The following is a 20,719-nucleotide window of genomic DNA, read 5'->3' on the forward strand; positions in this document are numbered from 1 at the left end:
GTAGACGCCATCGATGCCCTTGCCCTCGAAGAAGTTGCCTTCTTCATCAAAGGCCTCAAGTGGCGCATTCCAGGTCAATGACAGCATGTATTGGCGGCCCTGCATCAAGCCGCCAGTGCCGTAACCTTGGGTCGGGCTGGTGCGATGACGGCCATCGCTGGCGTACAGCGCACCGTGGCCCTCAGTCAGGATGTCATCGAGATACTTCTTCACGGTCCACGGCAGACCCATCCACCATGGGAATAGTGCTTTTTCCCGTCGATTCATACTAATTCTCTAATGTTACTTGCGGGCGTCAACCACGCGGGTTTGCGGCCGTCTTCCCATCCCTGATCTTACCGTCGTATATCGTTGATTCCTGCCTTGTCTGTATCATAGGTGTACCAAATGACACCGTGGTACCAAATGAGAGGGGTTGGTACATTTTTTGGTACATTCGAACGGTGTTCCATAACCCAAAAACAGGTCGTTTTTCGGCTTGGTACTGTACCAAGGAGGACGCATGGCAACGTACCAGAAGCGGGGCACCAATTGGCGAGTAATCATTAGAAAACAAGGGTTTCCGGTACAGAGCCGAACCTTCCGTACCAAGGGCATGGCCCAGGAGTGGGCGCGAAAAACCGAGGACGACATGGCCTCGGGAAAAATGGATGCAGACGCCCGTCTCCAGAGCATCACGCTGGGTGAGATATGGAAGCCCCACGTCGAGCATCTGAAGCATCAGTCGCACCGCCGGGACTACCGGAACCTGACCGACGCCAAGATCATGAACGAGTATTTCGGCTCCGATATGCCGATCGGCGAGCTGGACTACAACGCCCTGGTCAAGTTCTGTGAGTACCGGGTCAAGCACGATGGCGTTGCCCCCGCGACCAACCAGCGCACCTTGATGGCACTGTCCAGCGCACTGTCCACGGCGACCATGACATTGGACCTGCCATCGTCGTATGTGGTGGAGATGAAGAAGTGGCGCAAGCAGGTCGGGCGGTCAGGCTTGTCCGGCAAGCCGCAGAGCCGTGAGCGTCGTGCATCGCCCAAGGAGCTGGACGCGATCATCACGGCGGCGTACCACACCCGCCACATGCTGACGTCACCGTTGCATGATGTAGTGGATTTCGCCGTGGAGTCCGCCATGCGCCAGGGCGAGATTCTGTCGATCCGATGGGATGACCTGGACGCAGAGTCGGGGATTATCGTGATCCGTGATCGCAAACACCCCACCATGAAGTCGGGCAACCATCAGCGCGTCCCTTTAATGGGCAGAAGCCTGGAAATCATTCAGCGACAGCCGCGTGTAGACGAGCGGATTTTCCCCTACACAAAGACGCAGATCGGCGGTGGGTTCACCCGTATCTGTGAGCGGTTGGAGATCAAGGACCTGCGTTTCCATGATCTGCGCCATGAGGGGATTAGCCGTCTATTCGAGCAGGGTTATCAGATACAAGAGGTCGCCATGGTGTCAGGTCATCGGGATTGGGGGAGCCTGAAACGCTATACGAATCTGCGCCCGGAAGACCTGGTCAATCGTGAGCGTGAGCAGCTGGCAAAGAAGGACCGCCCACCGGCTGGAGAGGGGGAATAGGGCAAACAAATACGCCCCGGTTGTCCGGGGCGCTGGTACCAGTCATCGCTTCACAGCGTCTGGTCCTTGGCTAGATAGGATCACCTCCTTGCCGCTTGCCTCAGAGCGGGCCTAGCGCAAAGGACACTGCATGAATGACCTTGGCACTAGGCCCGCCGGCAAGCGGTCAGGCGGCGGCTTCCGCACGCTGTTTGTCGATGTACTCCGCAACATCGGTGATGTGAACCATCGGCTTGCCATTGATGCGGGTAACCTTGATTGGGAAGGTGCCTTGGGAAATCTGGTTCCGGGCAGTGGACAGGGCGATGCCCAGGATATCTTCCGCGACCTTGGGCAGCGGGAGTGTGACGGTTTCATACAGGGCGAGCAGGGCGAATTCGGTTTTCATGGTAGCTCCTACTGGTTACTGGTGTGATTATTATAAGCAGTGCTTATTCATTTCCGCAAGCGCTTGGACTCAGAGTAGGTAATGGGGCGTGGGTCCAGACAGCGCTTGATGGGGTAGCCGAGCTTGCGGCGGCGGTAGAACGTATCAGGGCTCAAGCCGTTGGCGACTGCCTGACGGACCAACCCCCCGCGCAGAGGGGTTGTCAGGGCTTCTTCTTCCGTCATGCCGAGCTGGCTCATGCGGTAATACACAGTCTTGGGCGCGATGCCGTGGGCCTCGCAACGGGCCTGGAAGGAGGGGCGGATGGGGGCGACCAGCTTGTCGCCCCTGTGTCCGCGCACGTACCGGGAACGTACCGTGGCGAACTTGAGCCCATGTTTCTCGGCCAGTGCCCTCAGCTGCGCATGAGTCAGCTTGTCACCTGACTTGCGATTCTTGGCGAGTGCAACAAGGTCTTTCATAGGCGCGATATCACTCTGTAAAAGTCGATGTCCTCCCGAGTATCCGCACTGCTTATAACGTGACCCGGTTTAAGGGCGTCATCGAGCTGAATGATGTAGCTGATCTTACTGCCGACACGGAACAACTCATTCGTGTCATCGCGGTAGACCAGGACCTCTTCTCCCTCTTTCAATTCTTCGGGAGAAATGTGCTGGAGCAGCAACCTTTCACCAAGGAAATAGCGGGGCTGGTAGTGGTCACAATCGACGACGATCACTGTCAGGTTTTCTGCGGGTATAGTGGCATCGACATGGACATCCACTACCTCCCCTTTGGTGGCGTTACCCATCATTCCTCCCTTCGACATGACAGATCGTGTGGCGAGTGTCATCCGTGGGTCGGCGCTGACAAGGATTTTAGGGTCCAGCTCACGCGGTTCGACTCCCACCAGATTGGCGAATCGGATAATGAAGTCGGTGTTGGTGGCGACTTTCCCGGAGAGATACTGAGAAAGGGCGGGCTGTGACATCTCGAGCCGAGCTGCGGCTTGGTGCTGGCTCAAACCCAGGTTTTTCTTGTTGGCGTCCCACACGGCTTTTAATCGTTGCGCGACTTCACGGTCGCGTTCTGTGATCCGGCGGTTCGGGGCAGTCATAGTGATTCAGCTCCAACGGAGTTAGGGGCTACTACATACCCCCCAAACGCTCATGGCCTTGTGCAAATATACAGTAACGACTGTATGAAATCGGCAAACGGAACGGATTTTTCGACTAGCGCTTTCGTCGTATAACCCTGTCGGCATTCGTCCAGATCAGTAATGACCAGAACCCCCTTCGGGTGACCAACAACGACCCACGCATCTATCCCAGATTTCTGTAAGCCTTCCAACCATTCGTACTGCAATTCTGATACATCGGGGGTAACAACTGTGCTCTCCCGCTTAGGGATGCAACTAATATATTTATATTCAACCCACAGTTGATTTTTTGCGCAATAGAAGGCGTCAGGTACCCCACCTTGGAAGTTGTCATTGATCTTCCAGATGCGGGTGAGCCTGCGTTCTTCCTTCAGCGCCCGATGCACCTTTCGCACAAAACCGTGCTCATTCATCGTCGCTCTCCTCCCTGTAGGGGGGTAGCGGCACGGGGGGCGTTAGCAATTCTAACGAAAAATCGAGAACGAGGTCAGCGACCTTGTTCCTACGCACGGTCGATCCTACAGCATTCCTGCGTAAAAAATCGTCAATTCGAGGCGCCAGGTCCAGCCGTAGTTCGTGATCCCGGGCTTCCTGCTCCGTTTCGTGTGAGGTGCCGTCGGAGGCGACGTACACCACTCGTTGTGTCACAGGCATTGTCTTGGTCATCCGTTCTCAAGGTGGGGGTACAAGAAGACCGGCCGGAGCCGGTCTTATCTTGAAGGTCAGTAAGCAGTGCTTATGCTGCTTCGCGCGACTTCTCCGCTTCTTCTTCGAAGGACGCCTTGATCTGGGTGTAGAACTGCTTGGCGTGCTCGTACAGGTCCTCGGACGCCCAGCCCAGGTTCTCGACCTTGTAGTTGTAGAAGTCGCCCTTGGAGTTGGACTGAGAAGTGACGCTCAACTTCCAGACACTGGAGAAGCGGTCACCGCCCAACTCATTCAGATCAGTGTTCCAGCGGCGGCTGATCTTGAGCTTGGTGGAGTTCATGTTGAGGATGGCCGGGCGAAGCTCGCCGGTTTCCGGGTTGACGATCAGGACGGTGTGGCGACCCGTCTCCACTACCTCGAACATCTCGGTGCTGCCACCGCCTTCTTCCTTGGCCTTGGCCATTGCGGCATCGGCGGTCGGATAGGCACCATGGAAACCACCACCGAACTTGCGCTTACGGAACAGCGCGTATTCGTGATCGTAGTAGAGGTTGATCAGGATCAGCTCGTCGTGCAGCGCGCTGCCCAGGGTGACCAGAATCTTGCCGGGCTCTGCGCCAGGCACGTATTCCGCCTTGTCCTTCTTGATTTCCGGGGACAGGTCCTGGAGCAGCTTGATGGCCGGGATGGCCATGTCAGCGGAGCTGACGTTCTCGTTACCCGCGCCGGTTGCGTTGGCAACGTGAGACGGCAGTTTCTTGGAGTCGTTGTTGACGATGAGATCGTTAGCCATGATATCGGTCCTATTGGTTCGATTGATTCTGAGGTTGTGACGCACAACCCCAAATATAAGCACTGCTTACCGAATTGTCACGCCTTACGGAATGACAATTTGTCTCGCTCCATCGGAGAGGTGCCCGGCGGCACCACACCGTCTACCTGCAGCACCTCGCGGTAGGCGGCACTGGCGATGCGTTTCTGGAGCAGGTAGAACGCATCGTGCTGCTTCACGTAGCCGAAGAACGCTTCCCAGTCGTCCACGCTGGCGACCGTCTCGGTGCTGTAGCTGGCCGTATGGCCCGCCGCAGACACACGATCCAGCTCGTTTTCCTTCAGGTACTCCAGCAGCTGTGATTCCAGCTCGTCGTGCAGCTTCTTGAGCACCTTGGCGCGGTCGTTGGCGTCTTTCAGCTCGGCCTTGGCTTCGCTGAAACGGGTGATCAGGTCGTTGAGTTCGCTCATGTCAGAAGTCTCTGTTGTAAACGGTCATCACGACCGTTTTACCGTTGGAGAGGCGCACGACAGGGAAGACGCAGCGCCGTGTGATGTAGAAGCCGGGTTTGGCCCCTGCACGCTTGTTGTTGCGGATGTGCGGGAATGCGCGGTGGCCGAGGAGCTGGCGCACTCTGCGAGACGCGGGTCGTGCCTGGTGCCATTCGTCCTCGATGCCGTCGAGGTCATCGAAACGAGCGGCCCACCGTGCCCGCGCGTGATGCGTGAACACGACATGCTTCATGCCGCCGTCCGTTGCTGGAAGAGGGCGAGCAGGTCATCCATCCGGGTCAGCTTGCCTTCCAGCTGCTCGTAGACCTGTTCCTCGGCAGTGTCGCGGGCAGCGATGTGGATGGTCTGCGTGGCCTGGGTCTGGCCGGCGCGATAGATGCGGCGGTTGAACTGCTGGTAGTGCTCGGCGTTGTAGGTCGGGGAGCACCAGATCGTGGCCGTGCCCTTGGTCAGGGTCAGCCCGTGGCCGGCGGACTGTGGGTGAGCAAAGACCACCTGAAGGCGACCGGCCTGGAAGTCCTCGACCACCTTGATGCGGTCCTCGTTCTTCACCGACCCATCGATTACGCCGTAGGGAATCTTCAGCTTGTCGGCCAGCTTGGTCAGTGCCTCGACCTCATGCTTCCAGTTGAAGGCGACCAGGCTGTGTTCGCGTTCCTGGACCAGCTGCATGACCAGGTCATAACGGTCCTGGTGGAAGGTGGTCACATCACCGTCGCCGTTGTAGACCGCACCCGTCAGGAGCTGGAGCAGCTTGCGCACGCGGACACCGGCATTGACCGCTGTCACTCGCTCGCCGTCGTCGTTCTCGACCACATTGGTTTCGAGCATCTGCAGGTACAGGGCCCGCTGCTTCGGGGAGAGATCGACGTGATAGGTGAGGGTCTGGTTGGCCGGGATGTCCAGGCAGTCTTCGAAGCGGTAGCGGATGCAGATATCGGCCAGCGCCTGCGCGACGTGTTCCTCGGCACCGTCCTTGGCGACCCACTTGACCATCTTCGGGTCCGGGCCGACCTGGATGGGGTCGGTGACCTGGTTGCGGAACTGGAAGAACTTGTTCCCCAGGTGCTCGCCGTCATCGATGATCAGCGTCGGATGGAAGATGTCGAGCACGTCCTTGGCCGTCGGAGTACCGGACATGGCGATGCGACGGTCGAAGTAGGTGCGAAGGGTCAGCATGGCCTTGGACCGCTGACTGGTGGCGTTCTTGAATGCCGTGGCCTCATCGATGACCAGCCAGTGTTCCTGGTCATCGGGAAATGCTTCATGCATGAATCGGGCGTTCTCCTTCTTGGTGGCCCACTTCACCGCATCGTGGTTGGTGATGATGATGTCGGCGCCGGAGAGGAACGCTTCCAGGCGATTCTTGGCGTAGGCGATCGAGTAGGTGAACTCGTCACCCAGCCACTTGGCGATGTCATCGCCCCAAGAAGGCTTGAGGATCGAGAGCGGGGCGAGAACCAGCATGCGACCCTGGCCACCGTCACGGCGCCAGCGGCGGAAGGCTTCCAGCGTGCTGATCGTCTTGCCCGTTCCCGGGTCGCTCTGGACCCAGGCGCGGGGAGTGTTCGTCAGAAAGACAGCGGTGTGTTCCTGGTGATCAAACAGCTCCATGAAGTCTCCTATGAGGCATACGCCTTGCGATTACGGTTGGCACTGAGAAGCGCTGCCACGACGACGACCAGCAACTGGATCATTTGCAGGGTGGCCATCACGGTGCGCACGACGGTGGTCGCGGTGAACGCGATTTTCTGGAGCAAGAGCAAGAACGTCATTCACGTCTCCTGGGCGTCACGAGCCACAACAGCCCGAGGGCAGCGGCCATGATCATCAGGGCAATCAGCAAGTAGCCGATCGCGTTATGGATTGCGGCCAGCATCGCGCCTGCGAGGGCGATGGCGACCAGGGGCTTGCTTAGATGCATGGGCGGTTCCTTTCTCTATCAGGTGGAGGGGAGTGCCCGAGAGACGGGCAAAGACGCGCGGCGGGCAGAACTTGTAGCGGTCCAGGTTCATGGCCTCGGCCCACTGCGCCACGGTGAAGGGGCGGTCCCGTTGCACCATCTGCAGGAACCGGGCTGTGATCATTCGGCGACCCTCCATTGGCAGGCGCCTGTCTCGGCGTGCGGGCAGAACTTGCAGTTGTTCTTCGACGGCTTCGGACGGGACAGCTGCTCGGCCGTGGCGTTGGTGAGCGCGAACGCCCGCTTCTCGATCCGCGGGAGGAAGACCATCGCCTGCTCACGGGTGAAGGACTTCTCGAGCTTCTGGCCCTGGTCGGTGTAGTAGAAATCGACCTTGATGAACTCAAGCTCCGGGTAGCGCTTGAACGCACCGACCGCGTACTGGAGCCCCTGATCGGAGTGCTTCAGCTCGTTGCCGAATTTCTTGCCGGTCTTGTGATCGATGATGTGGGCCGAGGTCCCCCAGCGACGGAACACGTCCAGCTTCATGCGGCACCAGACGTCCTTGTCGAAGAAGCCCGTCTGCCTCCAGGTGGCGGTGAAGCCCCAGTTCTGTTCCAGCTCGAACTGCTCCGGGGATTCATCGAAGGCTTCGCGCAGCGTGCGGTACTCGAAGCCCAGCTTCTCGAGGTTCTTGGGCACCTTGTCGGTGTCCAGCTCGCCACGGATGTAGTGCTCGGCCTCGTCGTGAATCTTGTTGCCGCGATCGGCGGCATCGCTGGACGGCTCGGCGATCTTGTCCACCTTGCTGAGGTAGACGCGGTAGGGGCATTCCTCGAACTTCTTGAGGACCGAGAACGACCAGGCCGGTACCGGGCCGCGCGGGGCCTCGGCCAGTGACAGGGCATCCTCGGCCAGGGCAGCGGCGTCCGGGCGCTTGCCGGCGAACAGACTGTGGTTGGTGACGCTCGGCCCCTTGGGCGTCGCAGCCGGTTGCTTTTCAGGCGTGGCGGCGCCGTCGGGGCGCCCGTTACCAAAGAGGTTCATGGGGTGGCTCCTAGTGGGTCTGGATGGAGGAGAGCGACTTCTGCTGGTCCGGGGTGCCGTTGTCGCGGATCAGGGCCATGAGATCGACGTCCTCGTTGATCTCCCAGTCGATGCGGGCAACACGCACCCGTTGGCCAGCAATGCGGCGACGCTCGAAGCTAAGGCCATAGCGGGCCATCATCTTGGCGAAGCTCAGTTTCCGCGTGTTGTCACCCGCCAACGTGTTGTAGAGCGTCAGGGCGTCGTCGATGTTGAGGTAATCCCGAGACTCACCCGCCTCGAGGATGTCGATCGCCAGTCGCGCCAATACCTCGCTCGACTGGCTGACACGCACCGCGTCATCGGGCATGGACGGTCGGGAGTCGAGCACGTTGTTGACCAGCCACTCGAAGTCGCCACTACGAATGGCGTCGATGTAGTCATCGACCCAGGTGTTCGAGGCATCACGCATTGCCGCCTTGGCTTCGGTCTGGAGCGGAACGCGGGCGAATGCCTTGTCGATCTTGAAGGTGGCGAGGAAGTCCGCGAACAGCGGTAGCTCCTGGGTAATGGCAAAGATCAACTTGGCCGTGTCATACAGCGCATTGATCGGCGTGTTCTGGGCCGGGGCGACACAGAAACGGCGGTCGGTGGCACTGATCTTCAGCGCGTCGCGGGTGTTGGAGAAGAAGATCATGTTCTCGAACAGCTCGACGTTCTTCTGGTTGGAACGCATGTGGCGCACCGAGCCGCTGGTTTCCGAGATCATGTTCTTCAGCTTCTCGTACATCCGGCTCCCTTCCTTGGCATCGGCCATGCGGAATTCATCGATGACGACCAGCAGCATCTGTTCGCGCCAGCCGTCATAGCTGTCTTCCAGGTCGAAAATCTTCTTCAGCGAGCTGTAGCGATCGGTGAACAGCGGCTTGATGATCTGATGGAACAGCAAGCCCTTGCCGGTGCCCTCGACCCCGTGGAACATCCAGGCGACGGACGTCTTCTCGCGGTACACGAAGGCGAAGGCGAGCCAGTTGATGAAGTGCTCATACTCCGCTTGGCCATGACCCACGACATGGTCAATCAGCTTGTGGATGTTGGGCGCGATCTGGCTGAGGTAGCCGGCGGCATAGCCGTACTGGATGCCCTGATATTCCTCGCTGATTTCCGGCTTGCGCATCATGTACGGCGAGGGGCGGAACAGGTTGAAGTGCTTGTTTGCCGAGTCGATCTGACCCGTGGTGGATTTCGGATCGAAGCTGACCTGCCAGGACTCGATCGGATCAGGGAGGTCGGCACCGTACTGGAGCATGAAGTCCCGTAATGCCACGCGACCGGCATAGGCGTGATGCACCAGGGTGTTGTCCTCGGTGTTGTAGAGGACCGTCGAGTAGGTATCGGCATCCCGGTCGCGGAAGACCAGCGGTGAGACGGTTTCATCGACGACTTCATCCGAGATCGAGGCCATGTAATCCCGGTAGAAGTCCGGGGCCACCTTGACCATCTCGACGACGGGCTCGTCCTTGAAGTTGTAGATGTACTTCGGGTTGTCCTTCGGCCAGTAATAGGCGTTGGAGTCACCGCCGTTGAGGTTCGCGTAGACGAACGGGTCATTCTCGTAGGCAATCTCGATGCTGACCGTATCCGGGTTGGTCAGCAGTTCGTGGTAGTGACCCTTGCGCGTCTCGATGACCTTGGTCTTGCCGACACGGCTGGGCAGCTGGGCCAGGGCGCGCAGCTCCTTGACCTTCTGCTTGATCAGGTTGTCAGCGGTCTGAGGGACAACCGCATTGATTTCCTTGGAGACGTTGGCGACTGGACTGTCGCCGGGGATCAGGGCCACGCGCTCCTGGGGAGAGGTGAACGGGTCCATGATCAGCTTGCCGAGGAACAACGGCGTGGCGATATAGATCAGCCGGCTGTTGTCCGCCGTGCAGCGGTCCAGGGTGAAGTGCAGCGACTGACCGGACGGATTCAGCTCGATCTGCGCATCCAGGTCCGGGTGCGCGAAGTTGGCCTCGGTCAGCCATGCCTTCAGTTTGCCGGGTACCACGGGGGCGTCGAGCAGGAAGAACAGGTGCAGGCTGGCCGTCTTGGGCTTCATGCCGAAGGAGGAACTGGCATGCGCGACGCAGGCCGTGGTCCGCAATGATTCCGGCAGGTACTCACGGGCGTGGTTGGCAGCGGTAGTCAGCTCTTCCTTGGTCAGCGGTCGTGGCAGCTCCAGGTCACCCAGGGGCATGTCATCGATGTCGATGACCAGAATCTGCGGGCGGAACTTCGGGTCGCTGCGACCGGCACGGGATTCGTTGGCCAGTGGCGTCGGGAAGTGCCCGGTGAAGAACGCATCGCCGCCACCGGAATGGCGGGCGATCAGCTTGGCCAGGGTGTCCAGTCCCTCGAAGTCCGCTGTCAGCGGGTACTCGATCGAGGTTAGGTTCTTGGCATGGGGCGGGTTCTGCCGCCCCTCGAGGGTGTAGGTTTTCCCCAGGTGGACCTGGGCATTGACGAATGTGGCTGGGAACTGGTCCATCATCCCCTCCTGAAATGGCTGGCACGTTGGCGCTTTTGCCAGTCATCGCGGCAGTCTGTGTCGCAGAAGCGTGTCTCGGGGTCGTCGAGTGCTTCCTGGCAGTTGAAACACCGACCTGTGGCCGGTGGTAGCTGAGAGGCTTGCCGTGCAGCACGAAGGCCATGATCAATCATGGCCTCCGCGATCTCCTGCGCCTTCTCGTCGTCGAGGTCGTGATCCATAGAGCCCCTGATAAATCTGACGTGTGACGCTTGAGTATAAGCAGTGCTTATTGTTGTGGTCTAGCCGCTTTCAGCTGTTCTTTCAGAGTCTCGATCATGCGGAGCTGGTGAATGGCGTCATCACGGGCGTCGTGGTGCGTGCCTTCGCGCTCGACCTTGGTGTATACGCCCAGGTCCTCGGCCAGTGCCTTGAGGGTGCGCAAGTCACGCGCCATCCAGAATGCCCAGGGCGGTTGCATGCCGTGGGACCGGAAGGCGTGTTCGAGCATGGCGACATCGAAGCTGGACCCGTTGCCCCAGGGCGTGAGGCGGGCATCCTTGTCGCCCAGCTGGATATACCAGGACTGGAATGCCAGCAGGCCATCGCGCATCGATACACCGTCCGCGCAACGGGCCATCATCTGGTCATACAGCTCACCTTGCTTGCGCCACCAGGTCAGCGTGTTCGGATCGATGTGGCGGTCCCGTTGGGAGGTCTTGACGTCGAGGTAGCAGACGAAGGTTTCCAGCTCGCCGTTCACGCGGGCAGCGGCACCAATCGTGGTAATACGGGCATCCTGTCGGACTGACAGGGTTTCCAGATCGATGGAAACGGGCAGTTCGTACTCGGACATGGGGCAGGCTCCGTTCTTGAGGCACGAAAAAACCCCCGTGGAGTCCACGGGGGCGAGAAGCAGCGGGGCGGCTTAGGCAGCGGCCCGTTGCTCCTGGGCCACTTCGATCAGCTTGTCGAGGGCTTCGCGCACTTCCTCGTTGTCGCTGTCGGTCGAGTTGAGCATGCGATCCAGTGCAGCATGCGCACGGTTGAGCTGGCCCATTTTCTTGTTCATCTCGACGCGGTCCTGCTCGGCGCGCACCTCAGCGTCCAGGGTGGCGATCTCGTCGCGCTTGGTGGCGATGCGTTCTTCACGGGTTTCGATGCGACGGTTGGCCTGGGCGACGCGCTTGGTGGCAGTCTTGAGGGTGTCGATGTTGATCATCGGGGCGTTTCCTTTGTTGTAGTGAAACCTGGAAGGGTGCTTGTGGTAAGCAATGCTTATATTAGCAGCGCTTTCAGGGGATGCCAATTACTTCGAGTAACAGGTATCCCAGCCGCCTTCACTGTCGAGCGGCAGGTCAGGGGCCCAGTCCGGTGGCACTCGCATGAGGTCTTCGAGCCGGGCCTGACGGTCGTCGCTATTGTCGTCCGGCATCATCATCACGATTTCATCGTGGACCGCCAGAACGAGGTAGCTGTCGGGGAATTCGCGCACGGCAGCGCGTATCTGATCAGCCACGATGGTGCGGGACAGGGCCTGGACGATGTTCTCGGCCAGGATGCCGCCATAGATGCGCTGTGTCTTGCCGTTGCGGCGATCGCAGACCAGTTGGTCGCGTCCGTCCTGTTCGTCGGTGATGACGCGCAGGTTGGGGTATTTGAGCGCCATGCCATTGGGCATCTCGAGGCGTTCGAAACGGACCCGGATCGGGCCGATCCAGTAATCGGTCTTGGGCAGCATCATGTCGTAACCGGCCTGAGTGAGCAGCCGCCAGTAGTTGACGATGTTGGGGCTGTCGGCACGGAAGGTGTCCACGGCCGTCTGGGCGAAGTGCTGGGATACCAGGATCGGGGGCGATCCCATGGGACCGGAGGCCAGGGTGCCACGGAACTTGGGCGCGCCCATGCCATAGCCGAGGCCGAGGCGTGCGGTCTTGCCGACGTTACCTTCCTCTTCCTGCAACTTGTTGCCGTCGGCGTCCTTGGCCTTGCGATCGACGGGGTAGCCGTAAATCTTGGTGGCCATGTCGTTATAGATGTCCTCCTTGCGGCGGATCATCTCCAACAGGCTGGTTTCGCCGGCCACATACGCCAGGACACGGGCCTCGATGTTCGAGGAATCCGCGACGTGGACCTTGTAGCCTGGCGGGGCCGTCAGCGCCTTGCGCAGATCACCACCACGGGGCAGGTTCTGCAGGTTCACTTTCTGGGTCCCGGACCAGCGGCCAGTGTGCGCACCGTAAAACGACAAGGGCACCGGGATGCGTCCCAGCTGGTCGTCCAGATCGAGCAGACGCTGGGCACGGGTCGTGTTGAGCGTGGACTTGACCGCTGCGCGGGCCTTCCAGACGTGGGCGAATTCGGGGTAGTCGGCCATGGTGGCCAGGAATGCCGGGTCCTTCTGACCCAGGGCATCGGTTTCCTTGCCGGTACTGGGGCTGACCTTGCGGGGCACCTCGATGCCGTTCTCGCGCATCCACTCGGCGAACTTGGGATTGGAAGACAGCGTGGTCTTGGCCAGGCCCGAGTCCTTGATCAGCTGTTTGGTGTGGGACAGCTCCTTCTCCAGGAAGCCTTCCACCAGCGGGCGATCGAGGATGAAACGGGGCTGGATGTACATGCGCAGCGTCAGCTCGGCCAGCTCGACCTCACTGTCCGGGATATTGGGGCGCAGGTAGTGGAACAGGGCGCGGGTCAGTCGGACGTCCTGCTTGCAGTAGTTGCCCATGACCGCTTGCTGCTCGGCGTCCAGCTCCCGACAGTTCTTGAAGTTGGCCAGCTCCTTGCCTTTCTGCATGTCGGGGTCATCGGGCCAGGCCCGTCGGCACATGGCCTCGAGGCTGACGTCCTGACCCGGCCACATGCCGCGCCCCAGTGACTGGGTATCGATATAGTGCTTGGCGTAGCGGTTGTAGCGCAGGGCCAGCACGGTGGCATCGAACATCAGGTTCTGTCCGACCAGGGTGGCCTCCTCGAGCGGCAGGTCCGCGATCGCGGCCTCGACTTCATGCTCGGGGTAATACTCGATCTCGCCGTCATCGATGGCGATCCCGACCCCCTGGCAGAGCCAGCGGTCGTCGAGGATGTATTCCGGGTAGGTGAGGCCGGTCAGGGTGTACTTGTTGGCGTAGTAGCTCTCGAAATCGAGAAAGATGTGCATCAGGCAACTCCCATGCTGGCTGTGACGGCGACCTGGCCGTTGTAGCGGCCGCGCTTGCGGTAGCTGTATTCCCCTGCCGAGGCGTGGCGGTGGAAGACCAGCTGACCGAGCCGCATGCCGGGACGTACCAGCAGACGGTGGTATTGGCAGACGTTCTGGAATTCCAGAGTGAGCGTCCCGTAGAAGCCGGGATCAGCCCAGCCGGACAGGGCGTGGTTGAGGGCAGCACGACCGGCGCTGGAACGCAGCTTGAACTCGCAGGACAGATCGTCCGGCAGGTCGAGGATTTCCTGGGTAGCGACCATGAAGAACTCCCCCGGATGAATCATCATCCCGGCGGCCGGTATCTTCACGCGCTCCATGTCCAGCTGTTCCTTGGCGCCCAGGTCGATGATCGCCGAGCGGTTCAGGTTCTCGATCAGGGCCTCGTCGCCGATGCGCACATCAAGGCTGGAGCCATTGATGTACTCAGGGGCGGCGCCCTTGATGACGCCGCTGTTGATCAGTTCGAGGATTTCAGGACCTGCCAGAATCATGTCGATATCGCTCCTTGTGGGGGTCCACGATAATAAGCACCGCTTATATGATCATTCAAGTTCATCGAGCAATGGCTTCCAGTCATCGCTTAGATGCTCCGCGATGCCGTTGGTCCTGGGATCACTGCCGTAGAACCCCCAGCAAGACTTCGCGACATACCAGAGGTCACCGTCCGCCAGCTTGAGCGGGGAACCATCGAAGCCGAAGGCCACGGCAGGGCGTGCCTCAACGACAAAGCCGTAGACCTCACCGCGCAGGTACTGGTCGTAGGTTTCCAGCTCGGCCGTCAGCGTGGCGTCCGGGTCGGGCAGTGTCTCGCTGCCGTCGGGCATCCACAGGTGCCAGCCGACCTGGCCGGAATCCCAGTGGCAGGAGAAAGGGGAATGGCTGACCGTGATGCCTGAATGGTCGTAGAGGTAGACCGGCTTGCAGAGGGTGCCTTCCGGGAGCAGGCCACCTTCATCCAGCATCTCGATGATCCGACCCACATGCGCCAGGTCGTTGGGCTGCAACAGCTCGACGATGTTCTGGCCGTTGAAGGTCTGCTCGATCTCGATCTCGAACGGGTTGCTGATCCAGCCGCTGTGATCGCAGCGGTTGCAGGTGTCGCTGGGCTCACGCTCGTCGGCCCGGCACTTCGGGCAGATGACCTGGTCATCGTCCAGGTCGCCGGGGAAATCGGCCTCCTGGATGTATTGCGTCATCAGCGGTTCCAGGAACCGGGTCACCTGCTCCATGCCGCCGACATCCCCCAGCTCATAGCGGCTGTGGCGAAGGGCCAACACCCCCGCATTGTCGTCCTCGGTGCGGGGGTTCATGGGCGTCTGGTCCTGCTCGATGCGCAGGCGGTACTCAGTGTGGTGCTTGATCATGACGGGCTCCTCAAACGCGGGCGGGCATCACGATGGCGATGGCGCCGGTATCACCGAAGTCGAAGCGGACGGATGACGACGCATTGTCCGGCAGGTACGCCGTCACTTTCGACTGGCTACCGACCGGCGTCGGGAAACGCAGGGATTCCTCGACATAGCGCTGGTTCATGGCCGACTGCCCGAGCTTCAGATAGTTGCGGTACTTGGGGCGGTTGTCGGGGAAGGTCATCTGCTCGAACTGGTCCAGCTGGACGTCCTCGCGGGCCTCCATCGCGGCGATCCCCGGAATGACGCGATCGGTATCGGGGAACTTGCCATCGACCTGCATCTTCTGGCGGGTGGCCGGCTGGTAGAACCCGGGCTCGATGCCCTCGGCATTCGGGATGCGGTGCAGGCGGTGACCGTCGGTGGCCTCGATCCACTTCTCACTGACATGCACGTAGTTGAGGTAGTAGCGCACATCATCGGTGCCGGCGGCCTTGGCGACCCATTCCCAGAGGTCCTTGGGCTTCTTGGCCAGCGTGGGCAGGAAGAAGTTGGCCAGCGTGTGCAGCTCGACGTCGCCGGGCAGGCGGTCGCCGTGGTGCATCTCCAGCTCCTCGGTCAGCTTCTTCAGCGCCTTGAGGGCGTCGTCGCGGTTGGACTTGTTGCCGGCGATACGGTGGCGGTATGCCTCGGCAGTGATGGCTTCGAACGGGTGTTGGGCACGCTTGGTTTCTGTCACGGCATTCATGTCACTTCTCCGGGATATCGATGTCGGTGATGTCGCTGAGGCGGTACTGATCGACCCAGCTCGCGTAGCAGTGCAGGCAGGTGATCGACTGACGGGCGTGCCGGTCGTCCACCGTGACGGCGCCACCTTCAAGGTCGTTGCTCTTGCAGAAGGGGCAAAGGTTCGGTTCGGCCAGATAGCGGGCCCTGGTTGCCTCATCCATCAGCGTTCTCCAGGGCGGTGTTGATGTGATCGCGGATCAGCTGGTTGATGACGTTGTGGCTGGGCAGCGGTTGCGGGTCGGCCGTCACCAGCGTGGCGTAGGCCGCGCCGACCGGACGACAGACGCTGTTGAGCCAGCCGATCAGGTCATCGGCGTAGAGCCGGCAGGTCAGTTCCAGTTCCTCGATGTCGTTGGTGAGCTTCTGGATGGCCTGGAAGTCGTAGGGGGCCGCGCCGAGGTATCCCGCTGTCAGGGCGATGACCGCCTGCCGGCAGCGCATCTCGACGGAGGGGCGAGGGATGATGACTTCCCCCAGGGTGGCCTGGGCGGCCAGGGCCTCCTCGCACTCCCCACTGCGGACCTGTTCATCGAGCCAGAGGGCGAAGTCCTGCCTGACGGCGGGGCGGTCGGTGACCGGGATGCGCGTCTGGTGCCAGGTGAGAAGGTACTTGCGACGCAGGGCCGCCAGGTCGTGCTTGAGCGAGGGCCCGGACAGGGTGTCGATGTAGGGCACGCAGAGGTGGTACTTGCCCAGGGCCCGTTCATCGAGGTACTTGGCCACCGAGCCGAAGACGTTGTCGTCCATCGGGTGTTCGGGCGTGAGATGGGTGAGCGTCTTCTGGCGCCAGTCGGCCAGCACCAGCCCATCGACCGTGGTGACGCAGTCCAGCTGGTCGCAGTCCTGAATGGTCTTCTGAATCAGGTTCCAGAGGTCGTCGGTGTCGTCGCAGAGCAGTTCGTCCAGCTCGTTCTGGATCGACTGGGCGAGGTCGTCGTCGCCGAGCTTGCGCGCCACGAGATGGGCCACGTTCGGCGGGCTGGTGTTGTCGGTCAGGTCGCACAGGCGGACTTCCATGCTGAACAGCTGCTGGTCGCTGTTCTCGGAGATCAGCCCCCGCAGTTCCTCGACGTCGTCGGTAGTGGCGCGCAGGTAGACGCCGTGAATCTGGATAGTCATTCGCAGAACCCCTCGGTTGGTAAGCGCTGCTTATCGAAATCGGCAGGCGAAATCCACGTATCCTTGCGACGGACGTCCACCGCCTTGCACAGGCAGACGCCGTCGCACTTGGCGAACATCGTCGTGATGCTGCCGGTGGTGAATTCGGACATCAGGAAGCTGACCATGCCGTTCTCGCGGGTGTAGCGCAGGGGCGGCAGAACCTCCAGCGCCTCGTCAAAGGCCAGCTCGTCGATGACGGCCGCCGGGTCGCTCAGGTAATGCGCGTCCTGCCACTCTTGCTGGAAGGCTTCGAACGCCTCCTCGGTCATGGCTTCGGTGCCCGGGTTCGCGGCCAGGTAGTCCTCGACGGACTGCCCACCGGGGTAGAGCACCTGGCCCTCCAGGGCGACGTTCTTGGCATAGCCAGTGAAGTCATTGCGATCGACGAGGTAGGTGTAGACCTTCATGGTCAGCTCCTGTGCGTTAGTGGACGGTGTCAGCGGTGGCAGCGGTAGCGACCACCTCGATGGAATCGATATGCACCACACCGTCTTCCAGCTCGATGTGACCCTCGGGCGGGGCGATACCGAGCTGAATCATCATGAACAGCTCGGGGTTGATCAGCGCGATGCGTTCCATCGGCGGGTTCGGGTTCTCCACGGTGCGCACCACCCCCTGGTGCTCCTCTTTCACGCGCGCGCCACCGATACGGACACTGTCGCCGACCTGGATGTCGCGGCCATCGGCGTCCTGGGGGACAGGCTGGGGAGTCACCTCGAAGACCAGCTCCTCACCGTCACCCTGTTCCAGGATGGTGATGGTGTTGGCGAAAACTGCGGAACTTTCGCCGTCTTCGTCGTCCAGGATCATCATCGGGTGTTGCGAGAGCATCGCCTGCTGTCCGGTGAGGGCCGGTATCCGAGCCAGGTGCTCAAGACGGATGACGCGATTCACTCGCCCCTTGTCTCCGTGGAACTCTTCCGGGGCGCCTTCACCGATCTCGACCAGGTCGCCGACGTGGAAGGTCTTGCCGTTGCGGTCTTTCGGGGTATAGAGGTTCATGACTGATTGTCCTTATTGGCCAAGGGAGTGAAGGTTCCGACGACGTTCCACGTCGGTGACGCTGCTGCTGAGGGAGGCCCCGATGGCCTCGATCGCAGGGCGTAGGTGCTTGGGACCTGCCGGCGGCAGGACCCCGAAGTCGCGCAGGTGGCGCAGGGCGGTCAGCTCATACTGGGTGCTCCCGCCATAGGCGAAGGGCACGGTCAGCTGTTGCGGCGGCGAAGCGTCATCGCCGAACATCTGGACGTGGACGCTGTGGTAGGTGTTCTGGCCGTCGAACCAGCGGCGTCCTTCCACGGTGAAATGGTTCATGAGATCGACTTGACCTCCTTGAGGTTGGCGATGGTCGCGCGCTTCTCGTTGCGCAGCGTCGCGGGGTAGGCCAGCTGGTGGCTCGGGTCCGTGCTGACCCGACCGTCCATGCCGAAGTGCAATAGGCGGGTGATGGTGCCGCCGAGCTGCATGGCGATGATCGGGTGGTTGCCCGGTGCCCGGGTTTCCAGAATCTTCACCTCCTGGCCGGTGCTGGTGACCCAGGTCGTGCCGATGTTGACGAAGATCGGGCGCTGGATATGCCGGATCGCGCTCTCGTCCACGACCTCGATCTGGCCGTAGCCCAGGTGAATCTTGCCGGTCGATTCGCACTGCTTATAAAAGAACTCACGCTGAACGGCGTGCTCCTCGGTCTGGTACTCCACCAGGTCGGACATCTGTGCCAGCGCCAGCGGGATGGTTGCCAGAATGATCATGGTGTCGCTCCTACAGGATGGTGATGGGGTGCAGCGGACGCGCGTTGCGCGAAGGGGCAGCGTCGAGTTCCAGCACGCTGTCAGGGTCAAAGCCGTAGTGGTCCAGTTTGAGTTCTGCGTGGCAGATGTCGCCGGCCAGGAATTCGAGGGTGAAGACCCGGGCCCCTTGCTGGACGCGGGCGCGGTACACCGTCATGGTCGGGTGGCAGATGTTCACTCCTCCTCGTCGAAGTCTTCGAGGTAGGTGTTGCCACGCTCGATGGCGACCTCCTCGAGCACGCCACCATCGGCGTCTCCAATCTCGTCCGGGGTCCAGACGATGACGACATGGCCTGAGTCACGCAGTTGCTGAATGGTCTGATCCTTGAGGTTCATCAGTAGTCTCCCGGTGCCTGCAGGTAGGCGTCGTGTTCATCATCGAGGGCAACGGCCAGGGCGTGTTCGGCCTCGGTCTGGGTGTCGTGGGTGGACAGCACCTGGTCGTCTTCAGTGATCACCCGCCATTGGCCCAGGGACCAGAACCCGAAGTCGGCACCGTCACCTTCATGGGTACCGAAGTAGGTGCCTTCGGGGGCGGCGTTTTCCAGGGCGTTGATCAGCTCCTCCTGGAGGAAGGCGGCTTCCTCGCTATCCCACCACTCACTGTCGTCGCCCTCGTCCTGGACATAGGCCGGGATCGGCGGGTGAGGCTGGGCGACCAGCTGTTCGTAGGCCGCGCTGTCGTACTCGGCGAGCGCGGCCAGGAAGGTCGGGATCAGGTCCTGCGGGCGCAGGGTGCCCTGGCTTATGCTTCCTGTGGACATGTCGGTTCCTCCAATACGTCGGTGGTCAGATCGAATTCCTCGGCAACCTCCTCGAGGCGGTGGCGCCATTCCGAGACGACGTTGTCCGGGGCCTGGTCCATGAGGTCGTGACCCTCGTCGTGAACGGCCTGCAGCGTGCTGATCAGCTCGGCATGCTCGCTGTTCACACGTTCGGAAAACACCAACTCTTGCCACGAATGACCTTCCATCTCGGGCGTGTACTCGTCATCGCCGATCAGGCAGCCGGCGGCACAGGCACCGAAGGGGGAGCGGTAGGCGCACATGTCATGTGACGGCGAGTAGCTGACCTTCTGCTGAGTGAGCAGGTGACGGGCCACCTGGTCGAAGACCTCCTGTTCGGTGGCGTCAGGGAGCGTGGCGAGGGTGACCATCAGATGTCCTCCTGCAGGCAGGGATGCTGTTGGCGGGCGAATGCCTTGCACTCGTCCAGCGTGATGGCGAACGGGTTGGAGTGGCCGGTATCGAGGCGTTCCCCGATCTGACCCACGATCCACTGACCCAGGGCTTCCTGGACGGTGTACTCGAAGGCGAACGGGTGTTCCTCGAAGCGATCGTGGTGGCGCTGAATCAGGTTGCGGCCCCAGGGCTCGATGCCCTCGGCCAGCTCGATCAGGTCCGCGACGAAGTCGCGCTCGCAATCGCTTTCGTCGGCGACCTCGATGTAGCGCGGATGCTGGGCAGCACCGATCAGCAGCATCATCGGGTTGGGGTTGCTCATGACCAGTAACCTCCTGTCAGGGCGCGGATGCGGGTGGCCACCTGGATGGCACGCACGCCATCGGGATTGATGTAGCTGTCCTGGTTGAAGATGCGATCGGCCTGGTCTTCCGTCAGGTCGAAGTACGCCTCGACCGCGTCCCAGCAACGGATGTTGCCGTACTGGGGCATCAAGGCCGGGGTATGCCCTGCCGTGACCAGCTCCGGCAGGCGCTCGTCGAGGATTGCATGGCCGATGGCACAGGCTGAGTAGCCGCAGGGGGTGTCGTTCGACGCGACACTGGGAAAGCCCCAGCAATCCATGTTGAAACGCACCGGGGCATCGGTCGGCACCACGGTCTTTTCGAGCGCTTCGGGGTAGGGCACTGTCCGCTGCCAGGTGTTGGCTTCCACCTCGTCGAGGATGGTCGCCATGATTTCCAGGCGTTCGATATTCATGGGGGTG

Annotated in this window: 32 protein-coding genes; 1 reads left to right on the top strand and 31 read right to left on the bottom strand. The window is 61.0% G+C overall.

Annotated features, from left to right (window positions below; all coding sequences use genetic code 11):
• A partial coding sequence (locus ACN0Q0_RS15045) for an NAD(P)H-dependent oxidoreductase (protein WP_417244218.1) occupies positions 1 to 267 on the bottom strand: 267 nt, incomplete at its 3' end.
• A gap of 235 nt (positions 268 to 502) precedes the next feature.
• Here ACN0Q0_RS15045 and ACN0Q0_RS15050 point away from each other — a divergent pair.
• Complete coding sequence (locus tag ACN0Q0_RS15050; protein ID WP_417244219.1) at positions 503 to 1,582, top strand: site-specific integrase; 1,080 nt, start codon at positions 503 to 505, stop codon at positions 1,580 to 1,582.
• Positions 1,583 to 1,748: 166 nt separating this feature from the next.
• On the opposite strand, the gene ACN0Q0_RS15055 is transcribed toward ACN0Q0_RS15050, so the two are convergent.
• The 30 genes from ACN0Q0_RS15055 to ACN0Q0_RS15200 form a co-directional block, all read right to left on the bottom strand.
• Positions 1,749 to 1,970 carry a pyocin activator PrtN family protein gene (locus tag ACN0Q0_RS15055; RefSeq protein WP_271302897.1) on the bottom strand — a complete coding sequence of 74 codons (222 nt, stop codon included), beginning with the start codon at positions 1,968 to 1,970 and terminating at the stop codon, positions 1,749 to 1,751.
• 47 nt (positions 1,971 to 2,017) lie between these two features.
• Positions 2,018 to 2,431: a hypothetical protein gene (locus ACN0Q0_RS15060; protein WP_417244220.1), complete on the bottom strand. Its 414-nt coding sequence runs from the start codon at positions 2,429 to 2,431 to the stop codon at positions 2,018 to 2,020.
• Positions 2,428 to 3,066, bottom strand: coding sequence for a helix-turn-helix domain-containing protein (locus tag ACN0Q0_RS15065; RefSeq protein ID WP_417244221.1), 639 nt, complete (start codon positions 3,064 to 3,066; stop codon positions 2,428 to 2,430). Before ACN0Q0_RS15065 ends, ACN0Q0_RS15060 begins: the two co-directional genes overlap by 4 nt.
• A gap of 50 nt (positions 3,067 to 3,116) precedes the next feature.
• Positions 3,117 to 3,521, bottom strand: a complete 405-nt coding sequence (locus tag ACN0Q0_RS15070) for a hypothetical protein (protein ID WP_417244222.1) — start codon at positions 3,519 to 3,521, stop codon at positions 3,117 to 3,119.
• Positions 3,522 to 3,844: 323 nt separating this feature from the next.
• Positions 3,845 to 4,549: a hypothetical protein gene (locus tag ACN0Q0_RS15075; RefSeq protein ID WP_141391752.1), complete on the bottom strand. Its 705-nt coding sequence runs from the start codon at positions 4,547 to 4,549 to the stop codon at positions 3,845 to 3,847.
• Positions 4,550 to 4,626: 77 nt separating this feature from the next.
• Positions 4,627 to 4,998 (bottom strand): hypothetical protein, encoded by a 372-nt coding sequence (locus ACN0Q0_RS15080; protein ID WP_279839972.1) that lies wholly within the window; start codon positions 4,996 to 4,998, stop codon positions 4,627 to 4,629.
• A 1-nt stretch (position 4,999) separates the two neighbouring features.
• Complete coding sequence (locus tag ACN0Q0_RS15085; RefSeq protein ID WP_141391754.1) at positions 5,000 to 5,272, bottom strand: hypothetical protein; 273 nt, start codon at positions 5,270 to 5,272, stop codon at positions 5,000 to 5,002.
• A complete protein-coding gene (locus ACN0Q0_RS15090; protein WP_141391755.1) occupies positions 5,269 to 6,654 on the bottom strand; it encodes a DEAD/DEAH box helicase in 1,386 nt (461 codons plus the stop codon). Before ACN0Q0_RS15090 ends, ACN0Q0_RS15085 begins: the two co-directional genes overlap by 4 nt.
• Before the next feature lie 8 nt (positions 6,655 to 6,662).
• The gene (locus ACN0Q0_RS15095) at positions 6,663 to 6,815 is read right to left on the bottom strand and encodes a hypothetical protein (RefSeq protein WP_271302904.1); all 153 of its coding nucleotides are present in this window, start codon (positions 6,813 to 6,815) and stop codon (positions 6,663 to 6,665) included.
• Positions 6,812 to 6,964: a hypothetical protein gene (locus tag ACN0Q0_RS15100; RefSeq protein WP_417244223.1), complete on the bottom strand. Its 153-nt coding sequence runs from the start codon at positions 6,962 to 6,964 to the stop codon at positions 6,812 to 6,814. The genes ACN0Q0_RS15095 and ACN0Q0_RS15100 overlap by 4 nt, the downstream gene beginning before the upstream one ends.
• A gap of 159 nt (positions 6,965 to 7,123) precedes the next feature.
• Entirely contained in the window at positions 7,124 to 7,990 is an 867-nt protein-coding gene (locus tag ACN0Q0_RS15105) for a PD-(D/E)XK nuclease family protein (RefSeq protein WP_417244224.1), read from the bottom strand.
• Positions 7,991 to 8,000: 10 nt separating this feature from the next.
• Positions 8,001 to 10,502, bottom strand: coding sequence for a primase-helicase family protein (locus tag ACN0Q0_RS15110; RefSeq protein WP_417244225.1), 2,502 nt, complete (start codon positions 10,500 to 10,502; stop codon positions 8,001 to 8,003).
• 265 nt (positions 10,503 to 10,767) lie between these two features.
• A complete protein-coding gene (locus tag ACN0Q0_RS15115) occupies positions 10,768 to 11,334 on the bottom strand; it encodes a 3'-5' exonuclease (protein ID WP_279854735.1) in 567 nt (188 codons plus the stop codon).
• 72 nt (positions 11,335 to 11,406) lie between these two features.
• Complete coding sequence (locus tag ACN0Q0_RS15120; RefSeq protein ID WP_279839967.1) at positions 11,407 to 11,700, bottom strand: hypothetical protein; 294 nt, start codon at positions 11,698 to 11,700, stop codon at positions 11,407 to 11,409.
• 87 nt (positions 11,701 to 11,787) lie between these two features.
• Positions 11,788 to 13,638 carry a DNA polymerase gene (locus tag ACN0Q0_RS15125; protein WP_417244226.1) on the bottom strand — a complete coding sequence of 617 codons (1,851 nt, stop codon included), beginning with the start codon at positions 13,636 to 13,638 and terminating at the stop codon, positions 11,788 to 11,790.
• Positions 13,638 to 14,174, bottom strand: a complete 537-nt coding sequence (dcd, locus tag ACN0Q0_RS15130) for a dCTP deaminase (RefSeq protein WP_279839965.1) — start codon at positions 14,172 to 14,174, stop codon at positions 13,638 to 13,640. Before dcd ends, ACN0Q0_RS15125 begins: the two co-directional genes overlap by 1 nt.
• 51 nt (positions 14,175 to 14,225) lie before the next feature.
• Positions 14,226 to 15,047, bottom strand: coding sequence for a hypothetical protein (locus ACN0Q0_RS15135; protein WP_417244227.1), 822 nt, complete (start codon positions 15,045 to 15,047; stop codon positions 14,226 to 14,228).
• A 10-nt stretch (positions 15,048 to 15,057) separates the two neighbouring features.
• Positions 15,058 to 15,780, bottom strand: a complete 723-nt coding sequence (locus ACN0Q0_RS15140; protein ID WP_417244228.1) for a hypothetical protein — start codon at positions 15,778 to 15,780, stop codon at positions 15,058 to 15,060.
• 1 nt (position 15,781) lies between these two features.
• Positions 15,782 to 15,982 (bottom strand): hypothetical protein, encoded by a 201-nt coding sequence (locus tag ACN0Q0_RS15145; RefSeq protein ID WP_417244229.1) that lies wholly within the window; start codon positions 15,980 to 15,982, stop codon positions 15,782 to 15,784.
• Positions 15,975 to 16,940: a hypothetical protein gene (locus ACN0Q0_RS15150; RefSeq protein ID WP_417244230.1), complete on the bottom strand. Its 966-nt coding sequence runs from the start codon at positions 16,938 to 16,940 to the stop codon at positions 15,975 to 15,977. The genes ACN0Q0_RS15145 and ACN0Q0_RS15150 overlap by 8 nt, the downstream gene beginning before the upstream one ends.
• Positions 16,937 to 17,389: a hypothetical protein gene (locus ACN0Q0_RS15155; protein WP_417244231.1), complete on the bottom strand. Its 453-nt coding sequence runs from the start codon at positions 17,387 to 17,389 to the stop codon at positions 16,937 to 16,939. The genes ACN0Q0_RS15150 and ACN0Q0_RS15155 overlap by 4 nt, the downstream gene beginning before the upstream one ends.
• 16 nt (positions 17,390 to 17,405) lie before the next feature.
• On the bottom strand, positions 17,406 to 17,984 hold the full coding sequence (locus ACN0Q0_RS15160) for a hypothetical protein (protein ID WP_417244232.1): 579 nt from the start codon (positions 17,982 to 17,984) through the stop codon (positions 17,406 to 17,408).
• A 12-nt stretch (positions 17,985 to 17,996) separates the two neighbouring features.
• On the bottom strand, positions 17,997 to 18,296 hold the full coding sequence (locus ACN0Q0_RS15165; protein WP_417244233.1) for a hypothetical protein: 300 nt from the start codon (positions 18,294 to 18,296) through the stop codon (positions 17,997 to 17,999).
• Positions 18,293 to 18,733, bottom strand: coding sequence for a hypothetical protein (locus ACN0Q0_RS15170; protein ID WP_417244234.1), 441 nt, complete (start codon positions 18,731 to 18,733; stop codon positions 18,293 to 18,295). The genes ACN0Q0_RS15165 and ACN0Q0_RS15170 overlap by 4 nt, the downstream gene beginning before the upstream one ends.
• 10 nt (positions 18,734 to 18,743) lie before the next feature.
• On the bottom strand, positions 18,744 to 18,950 hold the full coding sequence (locus tag ACN0Q0_RS15175; protein WP_271302921.1) for a hypothetical protein: 207 nt from the start codon (positions 18,948 to 18,950) through the stop codon (positions 18,744 to 18,746).
• The gene (locus ACN0Q0_RS15180) at positions 18,947 to 19,108 is read right to left on the bottom strand and encodes a hypothetical protein (protein WP_271302922.1); all 162 of its coding nucleotides are present in this window, start codon (positions 19,106 to 19,108) and stop codon (positions 18,947 to 18,949) included. Before ACN0Q0_RS15180 ends, ACN0Q0_RS15175 begins: the two co-directional genes overlap by 4 nt.
• Positions 19,108 to 19,536, bottom strand: coding sequence for a hypothetical protein (locus ACN0Q0_RS15185; protein WP_417244235.1), 429 nt, complete (start codon positions 19,534 to 19,536; stop codon positions 19,108 to 19,110). Before ACN0Q0_RS15185 ends, ACN0Q0_RS15180 begins: the two co-directional genes overlap by 1 nt.
• Positions 19,518 to 19,928 carry a hypothetical protein gene (locus ACN0Q0_RS15190; protein WP_417244236.1) on the bottom strand — a complete coding sequence of 137 codons (411 nt, stop codon included), beginning with the start codon at positions 19,926 to 19,928 and terminating at the stop codon, positions 19,518 to 19,520. The genes ACN0Q0_RS15185 and ACN0Q0_RS15190 overlap by 19 nt, the downstream gene beginning before the upstream one ends.
• Positions 19,928 to 20,275: a hypothetical protein gene (locus ACN0Q0_RS15195; RefSeq protein ID WP_417244237.1), complete on the bottom strand. Its 348-nt coding sequence runs from the start codon at positions 20,273 to 20,275 to the stop codon at positions 19,928 to 19,930. Before ACN0Q0_RS15195 ends, ACN0Q0_RS15190 begins: the two co-directional genes overlap by 1 nt.
• Positions 20,272 to 20,712 (bottom strand): hypothetical protein, encoded by a 441-nt coding sequence (locus ACN0Q0_RS15200; RefSeq protein WP_417244238.1) that lies wholly within the window; start codon positions 20,710 to 20,712, stop codon positions 20,272 to 20,274. Before ACN0Q0_RS15200 ends, ACN0Q0_RS15195 begins: the two co-directional genes overlap by 4 nt.
• Positions 20,713 to 20,719: the final 7 nt, after the last annotated feature.

Source organism: Celeribacter sp., assembly GCF_048259695.1.
In the GTDB taxonomy this organism is placed as follows: Bacteria; Pseudomonadota; Alphaproteobacteria; order Rhodobacterales; family Rhodobacteraceae; genus Celeribacter.

Bases quoted from the DNA above. Each gene is read 5' to 3' on its own strand.
- ACN0Q0_RS15050 (WP_417244219.1), top strand. From the start codon at position 503: ATGGCAACGTACCAGAAGCGGGGCACCAATTGGCGAGTAATCATTAGA.
- ACN0Q0_RS15055 (WP_271302897.1), bottom strand. From the start codon at position 1,970: ATGAAAACCGAATTCGCCCTGCTCGCCCTGTATGAAACCGTCACACTC.
- ACN0Q0_RS15060 (WP_417244220.1), bottom strand. From the start codon at position 2,431: ATGAAAGACCTTGTTGCACTCGCCAAGAATCGCAAGTCAGGTGACAAG.
- ACN0Q0_RS15065 (WP_417244221.1), bottom strand. From the start codon at position 3,066: ATGACTGCCCCGAACCGCCGGATCACAGAACGCGACCGTGAAGTCGCG.
- ACN0Q0_RS15070 (WP_417244222.1), bottom strand. From the start codon at position 3,521: ATGAATGAGCACGGTTTTGTGCGAAAGGTGCATCGGGCGCTGAAGGAA.
- ACN0Q0_RS15075 (WP_141391752.1), bottom strand. From the start codon at position 4,549: ATGGCTAACGATCTCATCGTCAACAACGACTCCAAGAAACTGCCGTCT.
- ACN0Q0_RS15080 (WP_279839972.1), bottom strand. From the start codon at position 4,998: ATGAGCGAACTCAACGACCTGATCACCCGTTTCAGCGAAGCCAAGGCC.
- ACN0Q0_RS15085 (WP_141391754.1), bottom strand. From the start codon at position 5,272: ATGAAGCATGTCGTGTTCACGCATCACGCGCGGGCACGGTGGGCCGCT.
- ACN0Q0_RS15090 (WP_141391755.1), bottom strand. From the start codon at position 6,654: ATGGAGCTGTTTGATCACCAGGAACACACCGCTGTCTTTCTGACGAAC.
- ACN0Q0_RS15095 (WP_271302904.1), bottom strand. From the start codon at position 6,815: ATGACGTTCTTGCTCTTGCTCCAGAAAATCGCGTTCACCGCGACCACC.
- ACN0Q0_RS15100 (WP_417244223.1), bottom strand. From the start codon at position 6,964: ATGCATCTAAGCAAGCCCCTGGTCGCCATCGCCCTCGCAGGCGCGATG.
- ACN0Q0_RS15105 (WP_417244224.1), bottom strand. From the start codon at position 7,990: ATGAACCTCTTTGGTAACGGGCGCCCCGACGGCGCCGCCACGCCTGAA.
- ACN0Q0_RS15110 (WP_417244225.1), bottom strand. From the start codon at position 10,502: ATGATGGACCAGTTCCCAGCCACATTCGTCAATGCCCAGGTCCACCTG.
- ACN0Q0_RS15115 (WP_279854735.1), bottom strand. From the start codon at position 11,334: ATGTCCGAGTACGAACTGCCCGTTTCCATCGATCTGGAAACCCTGTCA.
- ACN0Q0_RS15120 (WP_279839967.1), bottom strand. From the start codon at position 11,700: ATGATCAACATCGACACCCTCAAGACTGCCACCAAGCGCGTCGCCCAG.
- ACN0Q0_RS15125 (WP_417244226.1), bottom strand. From the start codon at position 13,638: ATGCACATCTTTCTCGATTTCGAGAGCTACTACGCCAACAAGTACACC.
- dcd (WP_279839965.1), bottom strand. From the start codon at position 14,174: ATGATTCTGGCAGGTCCTGAAATCCTCGAACTGATCAACAGCGGCGTC.
- ACN0Q0_RS15135 (WP_417244227.1), bottom strand. From the start codon at position 15,047: ATGATCAAGCACCACACTGAGTACCGCCTGCGCATCGAGCAGGACCAG.
- ACN0Q0_RS15140 (WP_417244228.1), bottom strand. From the start codon at position 15,780: ATGAATGCCGTGACAGAAACCAAGCGTGCCCAACACCCGTTCGAAGCC.
- ACN0Q0_RS15145 (WP_417244229.1), bottom strand. From the start codon at position 15,982: ATGGATGAGGCAACCAGGGCCCGCTATCTGGCCGAACCGAACCTTTGC.
- ACN0Q0_RS15150 (WP_417244230.1), bottom strand. From the start codon at position 16,940: ATGACTATCCAGATTCACGGCGTCTACCTGCGCGCCACTACCGACGAC.
- ACN0Q0_RS15155 (WP_417244231.1), bottom strand. From the start codon at position 17,389: ATGAAGGTCTACACCTACCTCGTCGATCGCAATGACTTCACTGGCTAT.
- ACN0Q0_RS15160 (WP_417244232.1), bottom strand. From the start codon at position 17,984: ATGAACCTCTATACCCCGAAAGACCGCAACGGCAAGACCTTCCACGTC.
- ACN0Q0_RS15165 (WP_417244233.1), bottom strand. From the start codon at position 18,296: ATGAACCATTTCACCGTGGAAGGACGCCGCTGGTTCGACGGCCAGAAC.
- ACN0Q0_RS15170 (WP_417244234.1), bottom strand. From the start codon at position 18,733: ATGATCATTCTGGCAACCATCCCGCTGGCGCTGGCACAGATGTCCGAC.
- ACN0Q0_RS15180 (WP_271302922.1), bottom strand. From the start codon at position 19,108: ATGAACCTCAAGGATCAGACCATTCAGCAACTGCGTGACTCAGGCCAT.
- ACN0Q0_RS15185 (WP_417244235.1), bottom strand. From the start codon at position 19,536: ATGTCCACAGGAAGCATAAGCCAGGGCACCCTGCGCCCGCAGGACCTG.
- ACN0Q0_RS15190 (WP_417244236.1), bottom strand. From the start codon at position 19,928: ATGGTCACCCTCGCCACGCTCCCTGACGCCACCGAACAGGAGGTCTTC.
- ACN0Q0_RS15195 (WP_417244237.1), bottom strand. From the start codon at position 20,275: ATGAGCAACCCCAACCCGATGATGCTGCTGATCGGTGCTGCCCAGCAT.
- ACN0Q0_RS15200 (WP_417244238.1), bottom strand. From the start codon at position 20,712: ATGAATATCGAACGCCTGGAAATCATGGCGACCATCCTCGACGAGGTG.